Consider the following 16829-nt stretch of genomic DNA (forward strand, 5'->3'; position numbering starts at 1 on the left):
GAGGGTCGAACGTGGGTTGAGTGAGCGTGGTTCTCATGTTCGGCGTTCACGCGCTACGGCTCAACGAGCGGCGTTTGTGGATCACGCCGGTACAGTCCGCTGCGCGTGCTCGCGCGCACGCGGCGGCCTACGCTTGGCCGCATGCTAGAAACTACGGACTCCCATCAGCTCGAAAACGACGTGCGCAAGGTCGCGCGCACGCTCTATTGGCAAGGCTGGCGCCTCTCGTCGATCGCCCGCCATCTCGACGTGAAACCCGCGACCGTCGCGTCGTGGTGCCGCCGCGAAAAGTGGAAGGATGCAACGCCCATTGAGCGCATCGAGGCGTCGCTCGAAGTGCGCATGATGGTGTTGATCGCGAAGGACAAGAAGGACGGCGCGGACTACAAGGAAATCGACCTGCTCGGCCGGCAGGTCGAGCGGCTCGCGCGCGTGCGCAAGTACGACGAGACGGGCAAGGAATCGGACCTGAACCCGAAGATTGCGTCGCGCAACGCCGGCCCGAAACGCCGCGCGCCGCGCAACGAAATCAGCGAGGAACAGCACGAGCGCATCGTCGAAGCGTTCCGCGAATCGCTGTTCGACTATCAGAAGGTCTGGTACCGGAACGGCGATCAGCGCACGCGCAACATCCTGAAGTCGCGGCAGATCGGCGCAACGTGGTACTTCGCGCGCGAAGCGCTCGTCGACGCGCTCGACACCGACCGCAACCAAATTTTCCTGTCGGCCAGCAAGGCACAGGCGCACGTCTTCAAGCAATACATCACGCAGTTCGCGCGTGACGCCGCCGACGTCGAGCTCACGGGCGATCCGATCATCTTGCCGAGCGGCGCGACGCTGTACTTCCTGGGGACGAACGCGCGTACCGCGCAGTCGTACCACGGCAACTTCTATTTCGATGAATACTTTTGGGTGCCGAAGTTCCGCGAGTTGAACAAGGTAGCGTCGGGCATGGCGATGCACAAGCGCTGGCGCAAGACCTACTTCAGCACGCCGTCGAGTGTCACGCACGAGGCGTTCGCGTTCTGGAGCGGCGCGCACGCGAACCGCGGCCGCGCCGCGAGCGATCGCATCCAGATCGACACGAGCCACGAGGCGCTCGTGCGCGGCATGTTGTGCGAGGACGCGCAGTGGCGGCAGATCGTGACCGTACTCGACGCGATCGCGGGCGGCTGCGACCTGTTCGACATCGACGAGCTGCGCCGCGAATACAGCGCCGAGGAATTCGCGAACCTGCTGATGTGCCACTTCATCGACGATTCGCTGTCGGTGTTCAAGCTGTCGGACCTGCAACGCTGCATGGTCGACTCGTGGGAGGAATGGGCGGACGACTTCTCGCCGCTGCTGCTGCGCCCGTTCGGTCATCGCGAGGTGTGGGTCGGCTACGATCCGGCGCTCACGGGCGATTCGGCGGGCCTCGTCGTCGTGGCGCCGCCGCGTGTCGACGGCGGCGCCTTCCGCGTGCTCGAACGCCACCAGTTCCGCGGCAACGATTTCGAGGAACAGGCCGCGGCAATCGAAGCGATCACGCAGCGCTACAACGTCGGCTACATCGCGATCGACACCACGGGCATGGGGCAAGGCGTCTACCAGCTCGTGTGCAAGTTCTTCCCGGCCGCCGTCGCGCTGAACTACTCGCCCGAGGTGAAAACCCGCCTCGTGCTCAAGGGCCAGTCCGTCATCCGCAACGGCCGCCTGCAATTCGACGCGGGGTGGATCGATCTGGCCGCCGCGTTCATGGCGATCAAACAGACGATGACGGCGAGCGGCCGCCAAGCAACCTACACCGCTGGCCGCAGCGAAGAGACGGGCCACGCCGATCTGGCGTGGGCCTGCCTGCACGCGATCGACCGCGAGCCGCTCGCCGGCGGCGGCGGCAATTCTTCTTCTTTCACGGAGTTTTACTCATGAGCAAGCGCCGATCGCGCGCGCCGCGCACGTTCGCGGCCGCGCCCAATTCGAGCGCCGGCAGCGCCACGCCGGCGCGCGCCGAGGTTTTCACGTTTGGCGAACCCACGCCCGTTATGGACCGAGCCGAGATTCTCGATTACGTCGAGTGTTGGTCGAACGGCGAGTGGTTCGAGCCGCCCGTCAGCTTCGCCGGCCTGGCGAAATCGTTTCGCGCGAGCACGCACCACAGCTCGGCGCTCTTCTTCAAGGCGAACGTGCTCGCGTCGACGTTCCGCCCGCACCGCTGGCTGTCGCGGCACGCATTCGAGCGGTGGGCGCTCGACTTCCTGACGTTCGGCAACGGCTACCTGGAGCGCCGCCGCAACATGGTCGGCGGCACGTTGCGATTCGAGCCCGCGCTCGCGAAGTACGTGCGACGCAAGGCCGATTTCAGCGGCTTCGTGTACGTGAACGGCTGGCAGGATCGGCACGAGTTCGAGCCCGGCAGCGTGTTCCAGCTCGTGCGGCCGGACATCAACCAGGAGGTCTACGGCTTGCCGGAGTACCTGAGCTCGCTGCACTCGGCCTGGCTGAACGAATCGTCGACGCTGTTCCGGCGCAAGTATTACGAGAACGGCAGCCACGCCGGCTTCATCCTGTACATGACGGACGCCGCGCAGAAGCAGGACGACGTGGACAACATGCGCGACGCGTTGAAGAACGCGAAGGGGCCGGGTAACTTCCGCAACGCGTTCATGTATGCGCCGGGCGGGAAGAAAGACGGCATTCAGCTTATTCCCGTGTCCGAGGTCGCGGCCAAGGACGAGTTTTTCAACATCAAGAACGTGACGCGCGACGACCTGCTCGCCGCGCACCGCGTGCCGCCGCAGTTGCTCGGTATCGTGCCCAGCAATTCGGGCGGCTTCGGCACGCCGGACACCGCCGCGCGCGTGTTCGGGCACAACGAAATCAGGCCGCTACAGGCCCGCTTCGCCGAGCTGAACGACTGGCTCGGCGACGAGGTTGTGACGTTCGACGATTACGAGATTCCGCCGGCACCGGTCGCGGCGTAGCGCGCAGGCCAGTGCAACGCCGCGCATCCGGCCGTCGATGGCGTTACGCGTGCGCAGCCGTGCGAACGCGCGAGCGTACACGCGTTGTTGCCGGCGCGGGCACCGGCGCAGGTTCGGCCGGCGCAACGGTCAGGTGCAGCCCCAACGCGCCCACAACTTTCATGATCGTTGCGAATTCCGCGTTCCCACCTTCCGACAGCGCGCGGTAGAGCGCTTCACGCTTCACGCCGGACTCGCGCGCGAGCGCCGTCATGCCGCGCGCCTTCGCAACGTTCCCAAGCGCGGCTTGAATCAGGCGCGGATTTCCATCCTCGAACGCTTGCGCCAGGTAGTGACGAATCGTTTCTTCGTCCTTCAGGTACTTCGAGCCGTCGAACTCGGCCAGTTCGCTGATTTTCATACTCAATCCTCCAGTTCGCCGGCGATTTGCTTCGCTAGCTTGATGTCCTTCTTCTGCGTCGACTTGTCCCCACCGCACAACACCACGACGATAATTTTTCCGCGTCGCACGAAATAGGCCCGATATCCCGGCCCCACATCAATCTTCATTTCGTTGACGCCGTCGCCGACTGCGCGCCATTGGCCGAGATTGCCAAGCTTTGCCCGCTCGATGCGCAGGTTGATCGCCGCGCTACCGACCGGGTCGCGAAGCCCGTCGAGCCATTTGTCAAACTGGGGGGTCGTCAGAACTTTGAACATGCGAGAATTGTAACCCATAAGGGACAATTCAGCTACGGCTGTGAAGGAGTGGCTCAAGTCGCACAAGCCGGTGTAACGAAGCGCATTCGCCACGCGAAGGGCCGCGCACCGGGCAACCGGGCGCGGCCCTTTTTGCGTCTGACGAGCGCGAGCTGCGGAGTCGCTCGGTGCGACGGCGCATAGGGCATCCCGTCGCTGTCCCATTCGTGTCCCGACTAGCGTCCCGTTGTCCCGTCTGGCGTCCCATTGTCCCGAACACTGTTGCCGCGCGGCCGCGAAAGCGGTATAGGGCGAATCCGTCGGTGCGGATAGAGGGCCTACAGCGGCTTGGCGTTGGCAGGGTGGCCCGCGTTCGGGTCGAGCGCCGCGAGCGACTCTGCAAGGCCATGACGCGGCTGCACGGGGGCGTTTGAGGGTCCGGCCCGCCCGCACCAGCAGGCCGCCGCGGCGGCCTTTGCGCGGTCCCCCTCCTCGCCCGCGGTCTTTCTTGATGGGGCACATTTCATGCATTCGCCGCCCACCGCGCGAGTGCCTACTGGCGCGGGCTTCCGGCGATTTCGCATCGTGGCAAATTCGTGCGTTTTCATGCACTTTCATGCGGAATTTGGCACCACTACTGCGCCTTGCGCAACGATGCCAAATGCGTCAGGGGGACGGCGGTAGCTTCGGCGTCTTGTGCAGCGCTTCCCAATAGCCGTAGATGCGATCGGGATCGATATCGAATCGGTGCAGCCAAGCCTCTGTCGAGACTTCGGTGTTTAAAAGCGGCGCGGTGCTACTCGGCGTGCCGCTCTGAAGCGTGCCAACGGCATCGGCAATGAGTGGACGCAGCGCCTGATTCACGAGTACATATGCTGGCGGCGGTTCGGGCGCTTGCCCCTTCTCCCCTGCGATTCCCGTTTGCGGTGCCACTCCTGCTTGAATGAGCAAGCCGTCGTTACCGTAGGACCGCAGCCCGAACCAATCGGGAGGGAGAGCCAGACTCTGCCGGCCGCCGAGCTCGCGTACCATATCGGCATTGATTGCCGTGAGCCAGTCGACCGTTTTGATACGGTTCGTGAGTCGGCGCACGCCTCTTCGAACTGGGTCGCCTACATCGAGCCCCGGACCATAGCGACGGGCCAGAAAATACTCCGACGCCTCGTTTGGATCGCGCCGCAGCAGTGACAGATTCACCGCATACCCGGCGTGCCCGTGTACGGCGTCCAGATCGTCGGCCGCTTGTGCGAAAAGTGGCTGAAAAACATCCGGGCACAACGTCAGGAACGCCGGCGGGACTGAGAACGACAGCACATCGAGCCCGCGATTCAGCGCTGCTTGCCAGTCTTCGAGACAGAACGTCACAAACTCCATCGCCCCCGCGCCTTCTTTCTCTTCCGCATCTGACAACCCGACGACGAGTAGATCATCAGACGGAATGTCCTTCGCGAGCGAGGAAAACGACGGAGCTTTTTCAATCGCCGTCGGTTGCTTCCCCTCCTGATACAGCCAGCGGAGTGGCGTGCCCTTCGATGGTTCGCGTCCTTGCGATTGCTCAAGTGCGCGCTGATATGTGCGAAGCGCAGCGTCGTAGCGTTCGAAGCAGCGAGTTAGCGCCTCGCGCCTCTGCGGCGTGTGCCCGTCTCGGAAGTACAGTACGCCGCGGACGGCCAAAATCGCGCCCACGATCTTGCGTTGATGGTTTGGCTCAAACAGCCCATAAGGGAGTGATCCGGCCCGGCCCGGATCATTCGCCCATGCGGCCAGTTCATCTTGCGTCATTGCCATAGTTCGAATCAGGGAAGCGGTAACGGTACGGGGGGGATCGGCGGCATCAGCGGCATGATACCGCCCGACGACGGCAGCTTGTCGCCGAACATGTCTTCCAGACTGGGTTGCTTTTGAGCGGAGGTCGACGGCTGCGATAGACGATCCGCATCGCCGCACCGGCAATCTTCCGGCCCAATCGCCGCAAGCTTTCGGTCATCGCCGGCGATATCCAGATACGCCTCGCGCTGGCCCTTCGAAAAGTCGTCGGGCGGAAACTTCATCTCGACGACCTGCTTAATGTTGGACTGGATCGGCGGCTGGCTTGGATCGTTCACGATCACGACATCAGGCCGGCGGAAGTACGTCTTCTTCGCTTGCTTGTATGAGTCCATGCCGCCCGGAAAATACTTCTGAATCCATGCGGGCAACCAGCTATGCGGCGTGAGCGAGTCGGCACTACTCATCACGGGCGCGGGGGGAGATTGCCGCATGTCGTAAGTGACTTCCGGAAGGTACTGCGTCGGCGCGCCGGTCAGCCCTTTGGCGACCAAGTTTTTCGCCTTCAGCCGTTGCGATACGCATGCCTGGCGCAAAATCTTGCCGTCCGTCGTCGCGACGCCGACACGGCTGCAACGGCAAATCGCATCACATAACACAGCATGATCCTGCGGCGACAATTGCCCGCGGCTCAACCCAACTCGCGTGGTTTGGCCTTCGCCCGTCGACATGCCGCCGACGGCGTTGCTTGTTCCGTAGTCGCTCATGCGGGGCTCGCGCCCGAGTTGGTGAACGTCAGCGACGAAACTTCGTCACTGTCGAGCCAGCTTGTGAATCCGTTCGCGTCGGTTTGGCCGTGGACGGTCCGACCGTCCGCGGACGTGATCGTATATGCGTGATTCGCGAGTGGCTCGCGTGTATGGTCATCGAGCAACTGGAAGCGGCCGCGATACGGTTCATTCGGCGCCGAGCGCGCCTGCGCGATGACGCTCTTTCCGCCGCCAATCGGTGAACCCTGGCCCGCGGTGGGCGCAACCGTTGCGGTGCCTTGCGAAGCGATCAGCGTCGCACCGCATGCCGTCTTGTCGCCATCGGTCGCGACCGGCCGGTCGCCGAACGTCATGTTGAGTCCGCTTTTCACGCTCACGATCGGAAAGATTCCGCCGCAGCGCGGGCACGTCACCATATCACCGAGCAGCGCGATTGCCTTGCCGTAAGCGGTATTGGCCGTGTTACAGCCGACGACGCGGCCGCCGTGCGTCGTCGTGTCGCCTTCGCAGATGAATGCAAATCCCATGTTGACAACCCCCGGAGTATTTCGCAGGGAATGTAGCATGTACTCCAGAGCACCAATCCTGTCAGTTTTGTCAGGGCTGCTGCGCTCATGATGCGAGCGTCGTCAATCGCGCATCGTCCCGTCAACGAAGCGCGACGCGCCCAAGGCGAGCACGGCGTTTCGCGATATACCCATTGCATGCGCCGCACGGTCGACGCGCTCGAGCAGTTCGGCATCGATATCCATGCTGATTTTTTTCTTTCTCGGCCGGCGCGGTGTCGTCGGGCTCTGCGGCTCGACTGTTACAACAGGCGGTGCCGCCGGCCGCGCGTCAGGTGCACCCGAAATGAATGCGGCAATCGCCGCCTCGCCTTGAGAAAGCGTCGGTCTTTTCGTAATCGACATGTCAACCCCTATCTATTAACTATCCTCTCGATACCATGTCGATATCCTTTCGATATCGACATGATGTCTTTTCACTAGCTCGCGAGCGCCCCGCTTGCTCGCAGCACGGCATCCTGCACACGCTCGATTTCTGCACACGCTACGGTGTCGCGGCGCGGCATTTCTTCGACGTGCAACCCGGCCGCGCTCGCGTTCGAGAACGCTTTGCGACGATGCAGACGGCACGGCAGCAATTCGATGCCCGCGTAGCCTGCGATGATCGACTCGGCATCGCGATTGTCCGCCCCTTGCACATCCGCGGCGTTCAGAAAAGCGAATGCGCGCAGCTCGCGCACTGCGCGAGCCTCATCGAGCAATTTCGCCATGTCATCGAGCGCCCACACGTCGAAGGATCGCGGGAGAACCGGAATCAGCACCGCGTCGGCGACGGTCAGGGCCGCCCGGAACGCGCCGGAGTCGCGCCCGCCAACGTCGATCACGACCTGATCGAACTGCACGCACTGCTGCAGCACTTGGGCCCGCAACGACGGGCCGTCCGCATAGGCCGACGCCGCGATCAACGGCCGGCCCGTGTGCGCGCGAGCCGTGATCGCCGACAGGCTCGTTCGCTGACTGTCACCGTCGACGAGCCAGACGCGCGCGCCGTCGAGCGCCAGACCAATCGCGAGCTGTACCGCAGTCGTCGACTTTCCGACGCCGCCCTTCGGGTTCCCCACTGCCAGAATCATCAATCACCCCTATCTCTGTTCGATATCGAATCGATATCGACTCGATGCCGTTTCGACACCATGTCGATACCGCTCCACTTCGCAGCAGCTCAGACAGCGAGCCGCATCTGTTCGCCGACGCGCTCGCGCCGCTGCACGGGCGCCGTCGGCGTCATTTCGAGCCGTGCGCGGTACGTATGGCCGCACACTACGTCGTCGCACTGGTAATCGATCTCCCACGCCAGCGCGGACTTCTGTTCCAGCACGCGGGCGATGCCGCGCGCGCCGCAGTGAGGGCAAGCAATCGTGAATCTCACTTCGCCGCCTCCATCAGCCGGAGCGTCGTGCGCGAATCGACGAAGCCGCGCAGTCGATCCGATGGCCGCACATCGAGCGCGACGTCGGGCCGCGGCCGCGCCGGCGGCGACAGCGAGAACAGGATTTCGAGACCGGCCGGCGTTCGAAAGCCGCATTCGTCGCACACGAAGTAGAGGCGGCGCAGCGTCGCCGACATCCCCTCCGTGTGGCGTGCCTCGATTTCGCCCCCGCAGCACGGGCATTCGATCGTCATATGCGTCATAGGGTTTTCCTCGCTCTACAGGTTCCGATGACCCCGTTTCGCGCCGTTCCCTACCCCGCCGGCACCGATCCGTACAGCTTCCGCGGCTATCTCGGCCACCCCTGGCCGATCGTCCCGCGTACAGTTATTGACACGAGTCCAAGGGCGGGCGGCTCCGCCGCCACGCCGAACGACCCGCCACTCGTGCCGCGTCGACGGGACGAAAATCTTCGTCTCGCGCGAGTACGAGCAGAGCCCATCGACGATGTGCGCAACGCCGAGCGCCTCGACGCCGTGCGGCACTCGCACCGGGCCGATGCCGTACCGCCCTTCGCGCTGCTCGATCGTGTGCCGGACATAGACCATGCGCGCCTCGCCCGCGATGCCGCCCATTGCACGCGAGTACGCCGCCCAATCCGCCGGCCGCTCGTCTGTCTTTTGCGCGGCCGCCCATGCAGCGCGGATTTGCGGAGACTCTGCCTCGCTCGGTAGGTCCTCTTCCTTCACGCGACGCAGCTCGCGCCATACGCCGACCGGCGCCCCGCCGAACTGCTGAAACTGGCGAATGCCCCACAGCGCCGCCCACGCCTCAACGCGCTGCGATGGCGTGATTTCGTCGCCGTCCCACATATCCGCCTGAATGACGTAGCCATCATTCGTCTTGTGCTCGCCGACCGCGTAGCCGTCGATGTTCTTCGAGATGTACTTCGCGACGTAGCCGACAGCCGACCCTTTCGCCTTGTCGATCACTTCAAACCGAACGCGATGGAGCTGCGCGCCCGGCTCGTCGCTGGAATCCCGCAGCCCGTGTTTGCGCATCACCGCGCAAAACCGCTCCACCTTGTCGCTGAACACGAGCCCATGCCAATGCGGGCAGCCGTCGTGGTGGGGCTCCGCAACGCGCATGCCGAAAAACACGATGCCTTCGCGCTTCAGCTCTGCGCGGATGCGCTGCCACACCTTGCGCAGATAGGCTTGCGCTTCCCGCGGCGACGCATCGGCGTACACCGGGTTCGGTTCGACTACGCCCCCTGTCGTTCGGACGCAATGAAATCGGCTCGGGCAAGTCAGCGTGAACATGACACCGCGAAGCTTCGCGTCGTCGGCGAGTTCTTCCAGGCCGCGCAGACGCGTGAACAGCTCGCCGCGCTTCAGTGCCTTGTTCGAAATGCCCTTGGCCGCCAGTTCGGCAAGCGTGAATTGCTGACCGTTCTCGTTCTCGACCGTCACGGATTTGAGCGTCCGGTCGTTGCGGCGATTCTGCGCGACGCGGCGCCGCACCGCGTCGTCGCTGGCGTATGGCTCGGCTTTGCGATGAACGTAATGCAACCGGATGTTGCTATGTTCCAGCGCGCGGATGTGCTTCTTGCGCAATTGTCGCCGCCACCACAACTCGCAGCGCACGCGTGCGACGCGTTCGGCCGGATGCTCGAAATTGGGTATGTCGACGCCATACATCGCGCACGCATTCTCCGCGACAATATGCGCGTCAAGTACCGACAGCCCGTGCGACCGCAGCGAGACATCGTTTGCAATTCGACGGGCTTTCAGACAGATTTCGAAATCGTTGGCGTCCGGCCGGACAGGGAAACTGTCGGGGGCGTGCTCGTCGAGAAACTCGCGAATTGCACGCGCAGCTTCCGACACGTCGAACATACGATCCGCGACCTGCTGGTCGGGCCGTGCAAACTTCACGGCGCTCGCATGGCCGGCCGCTTCCGCGTGGCTCAGCGCGCGCCGATACCAACGCGCCGGCAGGCGCTTCGCGGCGGCCTTCGCTTCGGGGATTCCGGGCAGGAAATCCGCTACGTCGTACGCGTAGATCCACATTATCGAGCCCTCGCCGCTGCCGTCGCGAGCTGTTCGACGAGCTCGATTCGCTCACCGATCCAACGCATCACGGACACCGCCATGCTGTTGCCGAGCGCCTTGTAGCGCGGGCCGTCTTCCACGTACGCTGTCCACGAGCCGTCCAGATTGGGCGCAAAAAGGTCCGGATATTTTCGGCACCGTTTGGCGCTCGGCCGCGCCCGCATTACACGCGTGCCTCTGCCGGTGCGTAGGCCTGCGCGCGGTAAAGATTGACTTCGAGCCGGAGCACCTGAGCAGCACGCACGACGCGCTCGATAGCGTTGAGGCCGTCGTCGGCGTCGACTTCATCGTCCCCGATGATCGTCGTGTAGACGGTCGCCAGCGTTTCGGCCATGCGCTTTGCGACGTATGCTTCTTCATCCGGTGCGTCGGCCTGCGCGGGTTGCGGGGCGGCGTAGAGCGCGCGAATTTCGTGATCTGCTGCGTACTCAGGCGCTTGCAGGCGCTTCGCGGTTTCTTCAGAGCAGTTGCGCCATTGCCCTGCCGGAAGGTCCGCGACGATCCGGTATTGCCACTGAGCCACCGCCTTCGCAGCGGGCGATGCTGCCGCGCGGGCTTGCCAAGCAGACCAGTTCCGAAGCATCCGGAACAACCATTCCCGGTCGATTTCATCTGCTGCATCGACATAATGCTCGCAGAAAGCCTCGAACGCCGCCCGCTCGTCGGCCGGCGCTGCTGCCGCCGTAGCGGGGGAGCTAACGAGGGCCGCGAGCTTCGGGAACCATGCGCCGATAATCGGCAGCAGGTCGTCGCCGGGCCGCGCGTCGAATTGACCGGGGTGCGCCTGAATGTAATTGAGGGCAGGCACCAGACTGTGCATGCATTGCTCGAAGCGACGCGCCCATGAGTCCGACGTTGCGCCTTCCGCACCTGTCTCATTGGCAGAGGTGGCGACCTGCACACTGAACACTTCGCCTTCGAGTGGCTTCTTCGGTTCCTCGGAGCCGAGCACACCGCCGCAAAGTGCAGCCTTCGCGATGCTGCCGTCCTCGATCATCGTTATGTCGTCGTCGCGCTCGCTATACAGCCAGTTCACTGGCTCGCCACTCACCGTGTCAAAGTCCTGGTGATCGCGGTCGATGTAGAAATGGTGGCCGTTTGCGTAGAAGCGAAGCGCATCGAGCACGGGCTGCGGCAGCGCTGCTACGGGCTGCGAGGATGTGGCACCTGAACATGCTTCGTCGAGACGACCGGTGTAATACCAACGGAATGCGTCCGCTGAATCGGGATGGCAATACTCTCCTCCCCATTCCTCACGGGATAGGTCAAAACCCGCCGCGCTTGTTTGTCGCTCGAAATCTCCGCGCCAATCTGCATGCTGTTCAGCCTGCGCCGTGAGCGGTGCGGGCTGCTCGATAGGGGACGCGGCGATCAGGTCGAGGTCGTGCGCGATGCCTTGCAGGATTTCGACGTCTTCCTGAATCCGTTCTGTCTCGGCGCTTGCGCCGCCTTCTCGCTGGTCGATGATGTCGAGCTTGAGCAGAATTTCATGCGCGCATTGGCTCAGCATGCGGCTGTGGTCCGTCAGCGCATCAGTGCGGCTCTGTTGTTGGTCGTTCATGGTGGTGTCCTCAGGTAGTCAGTGATTGGACGAGCTCGATTCGCGAACCGATCCAGCGCATAACAGGTACGGCCATGCTGTTGCCGAGCGCCTTGTAGCGCGGGCCGTCTTCCACGTACGCTGTCCACGAGCCGTCCAGATTGGAAGCAAAGAGGTCCGGGTATTTTCGGAACCGTTTGGCGCTCGGCAGCGCCCGCATTACACGAATGGGAATCCGCGTGTAGTCGTCCGGGAAGCCTTGCAGGCGCTCGCATTCGCGTGGCGTCAGCCGCCGCACCGTCGACCCGATCATCGCGTGCGCCTTGTCGCTTCCGCCCTGGCTTGCCCGAAGCGCCGGCGTGACGCCCTCCGACAACTCCGGGAGATTGGCGCCGTCACGTCCGCGCAAACTCAACGCGACGGCCGCATGTCCGCCGCCGAACCCCTCTCCGCGCAACGTGCCCGCGATTTCGCCGATACTGAACGACGTGTCGCCGCCGGCCTTGCAATCGAAGGCGATCACCGGCTCACTGGTAGCTGCAAGCGTGAAGCACGGATCGGTCGATTGTGGGTTCGACCGATTACTAGGGTTTGTCACCTGCTGAAGGTCATACGCACGCGCGACGAGCGGTACACCGCGGCCAGTGCCATCTTCGCTCGCGTCATAGCCACTTCCCTTCAACGTATGTGCAACGAGCGTTTCCGTCTCGAAGTCCTGCCGGCTCATCCCGCCCGCATTCAGGCAATACGATACGTCGCCCGTGCTTGCGATCAGTCCGCCGTCGTACTCGAAGTCGGTTCCGGGTCCGCCGCCGCTCTGAGGGCGTGCGCTAAGGCAGGCGGCAACACCTTCCCGCGCTTTGCGGCGCGGCGCCGGATACCCGAGCATGCCTTCGCGCTCAAAAAGAACCGCTGCGGCACGTCGCCAGTCTCCAAGATGTCCGACAACGAAGACACGCCGTCGTCGTTGAGGGACGGCGCGAGGGTGTGATTCCACTCGGACGTACTGAGCGTCAAGAACCCGGTATGCGAACCCATACCCGAGTTCTGCCAAGCCCCCGAGGAAGGTTCCAAAATCCCGTCCGCCGTTGGACGACAGGACACCGGGGACGTTTTCCCAGACCAGCCAGCGGGGAGCGTAGCGGCGAGCAATCGCAAGATAGGTGAGCATGAGGTTGCCACGCGGATCGTCCAGCCCCTTTCGGAGTCCGGCGACGCTGAATGACTGGCAGGGAGTTCCTCCGACGAGAAGATCGATAGCTGCATCAGGCCATTCCTTGAAACGCGTCATGTCCCCGAGATTGGGCACCGTTGGGTAGTGGTGGCGCAAGACAGCGCAGGGAAACCGCTCGATTTCGCTGAACCATGCTGGCCGCCAGCCGAGCGAATGCCATGCAACCGTAGCCGCCTCGATGCCTGAACAAACGGAGCCGTAGATCATTCGCAGAGCCCGGATGCAGACGCGCACGGGGCCGGTGGCTCGGCGAAGGCGGTCGAAGCGCTCATGCGTCTGCCACCTCATGCAAATGAATCAAGTAGTCAACGACCGGATTCCCGGTTGGCGTCTCCGTCCCCGCACGCGCCAGATCAATCGCGATATGCGCCGGAATTGACGCTCTACGCCAATACCTATAGAGCCCACTTTTCCTACCCGCCAAAATCTGGCGCATCTTCGGTGCGTCTTCCATCGTCATCACCCGCGAAACCACGTGTAGCGCGCTGCGGCGAATGGCCCGAGCCATTCGGACTCTCCCTCCGGATCGATGCGCAATGTCGATCCAGCCGGCGAGCGATTCGGTGCGTCGAGCGAGCACGCCGCGTCTTCGCTGCGGAACGGGTTGCCCTCATCGAGCGCCGCCCACGTGAACGTCTCCCGGTCGCTGTACGGACTTGTGTTTGAGATTCGGATCATAGTCACCCCCTCACGCGTGGACGCCGCAACGCATCCAGCCTGTGAACTCGAAAAAAAACGGGGCGCTTTGGAAGCCGCCCCGCCCAAAACTCGCCGTGCTATCCGAGGCCGAAAGTTTGCACGGCGAGTGACCACACGACAGCCCGGCTGCCGCGTGCTAAGCGCACGAAACCGGGCGAATCTCCTGCTGCACCGGCTGTTCCGGCTCGCCATGTACACCGCACCAGGCAATGACCGCGACGAGCGAAATCAACCAGATCGCCCAAAGCGGCAACGTCTTCTCGTTCCTTTTCATCCGCACTCCTATCGCTGAGTCGACCGACGCCGCGCGAGCTTCGCGAGCAGCGGTCGTAATTCGTTCATCGCATTGGCCGCCGCTTGATCGCCACGCGCCGTACGCGGTGGGGTGTACACAACAAAAGTCGGCACGCAAACGCCCGCGCCTATCCCAAGTTCCGCGAGGTCTTCGAACAGCGCTTCTCGCCGTTCAGCGACCCCGCGCTCATTCGATTGCTCCATGCCCTACCACCGATGCGAAGCAAGCTGTAACGCTTCATCGCGCGTCATCATGACCGTTGTGTCGCTCGCGTCCGGCTGCTCGCACCAGTGATATTCCCGGCAACCCGACGGCGTTTTCACGATGAAGTAGCCGCCGCGCATATACCGCTCAAAGAAAGGGCCGACTTCGACCACCCCCGGCGCAACGACGCGCGGCTGTGCTTGCGCGATATCGAAATCAGTCACGCGAGCCTCACAATCGAATGCACCCGCCCGATGCGCTTCAACGTCGCGCGTGGTCGATCGACATCAGCCGCATCGCTCGCGCGACGGCGTGCCATCTGCTCCGCGTTGCTCGCGCGAATCGCTCGCCGAATCGCAGTCGCTTCCGCCTCTTGTTGATTAGGAATGCTATAGACAATAGCCATTTCATCATCCCTCGATTGAATTCATTCGCGTCAGGAGCTGGCGTCCGCCGTCGCGCGGCTCGCCTTCAGTTGCGCGATATACTCACTGACTTTCGACAACCATTCAGCGGAAGCAGGCACACCATCGAATCCGCCTTTCGAAATCCACTTCAGGAAATAGGACAGTTCTTCGATCGGATCGCGCCGGTTCGTTCCGCCAAATCGCCTATGAAAAAGCTTGATCGCGCAGGGGCTTGGGACCCGATCACTACCACTATCGACGCGCAGTTCGAGCCACCCATATTCGATGCAGAACTGGTTGAATGTCTCGGCATCGCTCATGCGGACACACCGCGCGAATTCCGCAGATGTGCACCGCGTTTCGTGATTGGCGTCAGAAATGAGGCAGGCGCGATTTACCGCCGCATTGGCGCATACACCATTCACGATGCTCGCGACGTTCGAAACTGGTTCCTCGACAACGGCTTTACCGACGAAATCGGCATGGCGCACATTGCCGTGGAAGACTGCGATCACGTCTTTCGTCGTCATGCCTGACCGCCTTCCGTCGCTTGGTCGATATGCTCGATCGCGCGATTTGGATCTGACGTGCGCCAATCCGGCCACACGCGGCCTTCGTTCTCTGCCAGCTTCGCCGAAATCGCGGCCGTGATCTGCTCGGGCGTCGCATCGGTACGCCATGCACCATCGAGCCCGAGCAGAATCACATCGACCCATTCACGCAGATCGTCCGGCGCAGCCTCGACTTCCGCCAATTCCTTGCGAATGTGATTGCACACGCCGGCTGTGCGGCGCCCCGGCCCGAACGTGTGCTCCGAGAACGCGCGCTGCCGCCGCAGAAGCGCATGCATGTCGAACTCCGACTTGATCAGCATGCCGCGCGACTGTCCGGCATGACTTTCGACCACGCGTCGCAGCGCCGCCACGTCGTCGGGCGACAGTTCGCGAATAGGCTTGATCACGACGACGGTTCGGCCGCCATCGCAATCACCCACATCTAACCCAATCCTCGCAACGGCAAGTGCGTTCGCCGCGCGGGCCAACACATCACCGCGCACTTCGTCCCACGCCTGGCGCCGCGATACCACGCCCGCGTGGCGAATCGCGACATCCCATAGCTCGCACTGGTGCTCCGACAGCAACGCCTTGGCGTTCTCGATGATCCGATCTGCGCAGGTCAACTCGCGACACAGCGCATCGACGCTGCCACCGTCAATCGCCGCTTGCCGTTCGTTGGCACGCGTGATGCCCTCTCCGATCACGGCGTCACGCTCGTTCATGTTCGCCCATTCCATCTTCTGGTCGAACGTGGCAACTGAAAGTGCGCTGCGGATGATGATGTGCGCGACGCGCAACTCGTCGCGCAGTTCGTTCATGATCGTCTTCATGCCGCCCATCCCCCGCGGACCGCGACCGGCGTTCGCGTCCACTTTTGGACTAATCCGATCATTGCGTCCATGAACGCACGGAAATACGGCTCGATCGTCTGGCGCACCAGCGCCGAAGGTGTAAGCGTTTGTTGCAGCGAAACGTGCATTTGACTTCCCCTTTCTCAACCCCTTGAACGGTTACGGCTTGAAAGTCGACCGGCGGCTGGATAGCTAGTCCAGCACCGGCGGGGTTGGGAACCGGCTGCCGAGTCGACAGGCGGAGAATAGTCTCATTTGATGAAACGTGTCAACTGATGATACGTCTCATGCACAGTGACAGTTGCATCTGGTGAAGCGTCGCAGTACCTTTGACGCCGGGTTGACTTTGATTCGATAGGGGTTGTCTATGAAAACGACAGTCGATTGGCTCGACGCGGTGAAAGCTCGCCTCGACCTTCCCTCCGATTACGCAGCAGCGAAAGTGCTGGGAGTGACGCGTGGCGCGGTCAGTAAGTACCGCAACCAGCAATCAGTGTTCGACGAGAAAACAGCTATCCGCGTTGCGGAAATTCTGGGCGTCGATCCGTTCGAAGTGATCGCCACCGCGCATGCCGAAAGCTCGCGCGACGATCGCACGAAGGCAATTTGGGTTCATGCATTGGAAGTTTTTTCCAAGGGCCTCCAGGGTTTTCGGTGGCTGGCGCTACCCGCTAACGCTTGCGGGGCCTTGGTCCCGCAGGTGTAACGCCAGCTAAAGTTAGCGATCCCTTTTTACCTTATGTCAAATTATCGACGTAAGGTCCAGCGAACCACGCGCACCCGTTGGTTTGCATGAATTTGTTCCAAAAATTTGC

Annotated in this window: 21 protein-coding genes; 3 read left to right on the forward strand and 18 right to left on the reverse strand. The window is 62.8% G+C overall.

Annotated elements, in window-relative coordinates; translation table 11 throughout:
• Nucleotides 1-141: 141 nt before the first annotated feature.
• Both WT60_RS26940 and WT60_RS26945 read left to right on the forward strand, forming a co-directional pair.
• Nucleotides 142-1911, forward strand: a complete 1770-nt coding sequence (locus WT60_RS26940) for a terminase ATPase subunit family protein (RefSeq protein ID WP_060356663.1) — start codon at nucleotides 142-144, stop codon at nucleotides 1909-1911.
• On the forward strand, nucleotides 1908-2963 hold the full coding sequence (locus tag WT60_RS26945; protein ID WP_060356649.1) for a phage portal protein: 1056 nt from the start codon (nucleotides 1908-1910) through the stop codon (nucleotides 2961-2963). The genes WT60_RS26940 and WT60_RS26945 overlap by 4 nt, the downstream gene beginning before the upstream one ends.
• Nucleotides 2964-3006: 43 nt before the next feature.
• Here the strand turns inward: WT60_RS26945 and WT60_RS26950 are convergent, their stop codons facing one another.
• The 18 genes from WT60_RS26950 to WT60_RS27060 all read right to left on the reverse strand — a co-directional run bounded on the left by WT60_RS26950 (nucleotide 3007) and on the right by WT60_RS27060 (nucleotide 16002).
• Nucleotides 3007-3363 (reverse strand): addiction module antidote protein, encoded by a 357-nt coding sequence (locus WT60_RS26950; RefSeq protein WP_060356650.1) that lies wholly within the window; start codon nucleotides 3361-3363, stop codon nucleotides 3007-3009.
• Between the two features lie 2 nt (nucleotides 3364-3365).
• Complete coding sequence (locus WT60_RS26955; RefSeq protein WP_006027262.1) at nucleotides 3366-3662, reverse strand: type II toxin-antitoxin system RelE/ParE family toxin; 297 nt, start codon at nucleotides 3660-3662, stop codon at nucleotides 3366-3368.
• Nucleotides 3663-4307: 645 nt separating this feature from the next.
• A complete protein-coding gene (locus WT60_RS26960; protein ID WP_059641242.1) occupies nucleotides 4308-5423 on the reverse strand; it encodes a DUF3396 domain-containing protein in 1116 nt (371 codons plus the stop codon).
• 14 nt (nucleotides 5424-5437) lie between these two features.
• Complete coding sequence (locus tag WT60_RS26965; protein ID WP_060356651.1) at nucleotides 5438-6175, reverse strand: VRR-NUC domain-containing protein; 738 nt, start codon at nucleotides 6173-6175, stop codon at nucleotides 5438-5440.
• Entirely contained in the window at nucleotides 6172-6705 is a 534-nt protein-coding gene (locus tag WT60_RS26970) for a PAAR domain-containing protein (protein WP_006027265.1), read from the reverse strand. The genes WT60_RS26965 and WT60_RS26970 overlap by 4 nt, the downstream gene beginning before the upstream one ends.
• Before the next feature lie 102 nt (nucleotides 6706-6807).
• Nucleotides 6808-7089 (reverse strand): BrnA antitoxin family protein, encoded by a 282-nt coding sequence (locus tag WT60_RS35425; RefSeq protein WP_226383203.1) that lies wholly within the window; start codon nucleotides 7087-7089, stop codon nucleotides 6808-6810.
• Between the two features lie 74 nt (nucleotides 7090-7163).
• Complete coding sequence (locus tag WT60_RS26980) at nucleotides 7164-7817, reverse strand: AAA family ATPase (protein ID WP_009914986.1); 654 nt, start codon at nucleotides 7815-7817, stop codon at nucleotides 7164-7166.
• A gap of 89 nt (nucleotides 7818-7906) precedes the next feature.
• Complete coding sequence (locus tag WT60_RS26985) at nucleotides 7907-8113, reverse strand: ogr/Delta-like zinc finger family protein (RefSeq protein ID WP_004532731.1); 207 nt, start codon at nucleotides 8111-8113, stop codon at nucleotides 7907-7909.
• Entirely contained in the window at nucleotides 8110-8376 is a 267-nt protein-coding gene (locus WT60_RS26990) for an ogr/Delta-like zinc finger family protein (protein ID WP_059641237.1), read from the reverse strand. Before WT60_RS26990 ends, WT60_RS26985 begins: the two co-directional genes overlap by 4 nt.
• A gap of 15 nt (nucleotides 8377-8391) precedes the next feature.
• Nucleotides 8392-10185 (reverse strand): replication endonuclease, encoded by a 1794-nt coding sequence (locus WT60_RS26995; protein ID WP_059641234.1) that lies wholly within the window; start codon nucleotides 10183-10185, stop codon nucleotides 8392-8394.
• Entirely contained in the window at nucleotides 10185-10307 is a 123-nt protein-coding gene (locus WT60_RS35430) for a hypothetical protein (protein ID WP_006027270.1), read from the reverse strand. The genes WT60_RS26995 and WT60_RS35430 overlap by 1 nt, the downstream gene beginning before the upstream one ends.
• An 83-nt stretch (nucleotides 10308-10390) precedes the next feature.
• Nucleotides 10391-11788, reverse strand: a complete 1398-nt coding sequence (locus WT60_RS35435) for a hypothetical protein (RefSeq protein WP_236860887.1) — start codon at nucleotides 11786-11788, stop codon at nucleotides 10391-10393.
• Between the two features lie 10 nt (nucleotides 11789-11798).
• Nucleotides 11799-13208, reverse strand: coding sequence for a DNA cytosine methyltransferase (locus WT60_RS27020; protein ID WP_186448606.1), 1410 nt, complete (start codon nucleotides 13206-13208; stop codon nucleotides 11799-11801).
• Nucleotides 13209-13460: 252 nt separating this feature from the next.
• On the reverse strand, nucleotides 13461-13679 hold the full coding sequence (locus WT60_RS34975; protein WP_006027273.1) for a hypothetical protein: 219 nt from the start codon (nucleotides 13677-13679) through the stop codon (nucleotides 13461-13463).
• Nucleotides 13680-13836: 157 nt separating this feature from the next.
• The gene (locus tag WT60_RS27035) at nucleotides 13837-13974 is read right to left on the reverse strand and encodes a hypothetical protein (RefSeq protein ID WP_006027274.1); all 138 of its coding nucleotides are present in this window, start codon (nucleotides 13972-13974) and stop codon (nucleotides 13837-13839) included.
• Between the two features lie 227 nt (nucleotides 13975-14201).
• Entirely contained in the window at nucleotides 14202-14423 is a 222-nt protein-coding gene (locus tag WT60_RS27045; protein WP_009897093.1) for a hypothetical protein, read from the reverse strand.
• A 212-nt stretch (nucleotides 14424-14635) separates the two neighbouring features.
• On the reverse strand, nucleotides 14636-15136 hold the full coding sequence (locus WT60_RS34010) for a hypothetical protein (RefSeq protein ID WP_144411887.1): 501 nt from the start codon (nucleotides 15134-15136) through the stop codon (nucleotides 14636-14638).
• A complete protein-coding gene (locus tag WT60_RS27060; RefSeq protein WP_059641219.1) occupies nucleotides 15133-16002 on the reverse strand; it encodes a dATP/dGTP pyrophosphohydrolase domain-containing protein in 870 nt (289 codons plus the stop codon). Before WT60_RS27060 ends, WT60_RS34010 begins: the two co-directional genes overlap by 4 nt.
• Nucleotides 16003-16381: 379 nt before the next feature.
• Between WT60_RS27060 and WT60_RS27070 the strand changes: the two genes are divergently transcribed.
• Nucleotides 16382-16720 (forward strand): DUF3693 domain-containing protein, encoded by a 339-nt coding sequence (locus WT60_RS27070; RefSeq protein ID WP_059641215.1) that lies wholly within the window; start codon nucleotides 16382-16384, stop codon nucleotides 16718-16720.
• Nucleotides 16721-16829: the final 109 nt, after the last annotated feature.

The sequence above is a fragment of the Burkholderia sp. MSMB617WGS genome, from assembly GCF_001532025.2.
Classification (GTDB): domain Bacteria; phylum Pseudomonadota; class Gammaproteobacteria; order Burkholderiales; family Burkholderiaceae; genus Burkholderia; species Burkholderia savannae.

What these genes read in the sequence shown, in the direction of transcription:
- WT60_RS26980 (WP_009914986.1), bottom strand. Translation starts at nt 7,817, where the DNA reads ATGATTCTGGCAGTGGGGAACCCGAAGGGCGGCGTCGGAAAGTCGACG.
- WT60_RS27020 (WP_186448606.1), bottom strand. Translation starts at nt 13,208, where the DNA reads ATGATCTACGGCTCCGTTTGTTCAGGCATCGAGGCGGCTACGGTTGCA.
- WT60_RS26950 (WP_060356650.1), bottom strand. Translation starts at nt 3,363, where the DNA reads ATGAAAATCAGCGAACTGGCCGAGTTCGACGGCTCGAAGTACCTGAAG.
- WT60_RS26940 (WP_060356663.1), top strand. Translation starts at nt 142, where the DNA reads ATGCTAGAAACTACGGACTCCCATCAGCTCGAAAACGACGTGCGCAAG.
- WT60_RS26995 (WP_059641234.1), bottom strand. Translation starts at nt 10,185, where the DNA reads ATGTGGATCTACGCGTACGACGTAGCGGATTTCCTGCCCGGAATCCCC.
- WT60_RS26965 (WP_060356651.1), bottom strand. Translation starts at nt 6,175, where the DNA reads ATGAGCGACTACGGAACAAGCAACGCCGTCGGCGGCATGTCGACGGGC.
- WT60_RS35425 (WP_226383203.1), bottom strand. Translation starts at nt 7,089, where the DNA reads ATGTCGATTACGAAAAGACCGACGCTTTCTCAAGGCGAGGCGGCGATT.
- WT60_RS35435 (WP_236860887.1), bottom strand. Translation starts at nt 11,788, where the DNA reads ATGAACGACCAACAACAGAGCCGCACTGATGCGCTGACGGACCACAGC.
- WT60_RS34010 (WP_144411887.1), bottom strand. Translation starts at nt 15,136, where the DNA reads ATGACGACGAAAGACGTGATCGCAGTCTTCCACGGCAATGTGCGCCAT.
- WT60_RS26990 (WP_059641237.1), bottom strand. Translation starts at nt 8,376, where the DNA reads ATGACGCATATGACGATCGAATGCCCGTGCTGCGGGGGCGAAATCGAG.
- WT60_RS26955 (WP_006027262.1), bottom strand. Translation starts at nt 3,662, where the DNA reads ATGTTCAAAGTTCTGACGACCCCCCAGTTTGACAAATGGCTCGACGGG.
- WT60_RS26960 (WP_059641242.1), bottom strand. Translation starts at nt 5,423, where the DNA reads ATGACGCAAGATGAACTGGCCGCATGGGCGAATGATCCGGGCCGGGCC.
- WT60_RS26970 (WP_006027265.1), bottom strand. Translation starts at nt 6,705, where the DNA reads ATGGGATTTGCATTCATCTGCGAAGGCGACACGACGACGCACGGCGGC.
- WT60_RS27070 (WP_059641215.1), top strand. Translation starts at nt 16,382, where the DNA reads ATGAAAACGACAGTCGATTGGCTCGACGCGGTGAAAGCTCGCCTCGAC.
- WT60_RS34975 (WP_006027273.1), bottom strand. Translation starts at nt 13,679, where the DNA reads ATGATCCGAATCTCAAACACAAGTCCGTACAGCGACCGGGAGACGTTC.
- WT60_RS27060 (WP_059641219.1), bottom strand. Translation starts at nt 16,002, where the DNA reads ATGGGCGGCATGAAGACGATCATGAACGAACTGCGCGACGAGTTGCGC.
- WT60_RS27035 (WP_006027274.1), bottom strand. Translation starts at nt 13,974, where the DNA reads ATGAAAAGGAACGAGAAGACGTTGCCGCTTTGGGCGATCTGGTTGATT.
- WT60_RS26945 (WP_060356649.1), top strand. Translation starts at nt 1,908, where the DNA reads ATGAGCAAGCGCCGATCGCGCGCGCCGCGCACGTTCGCGGCCGCGCCC.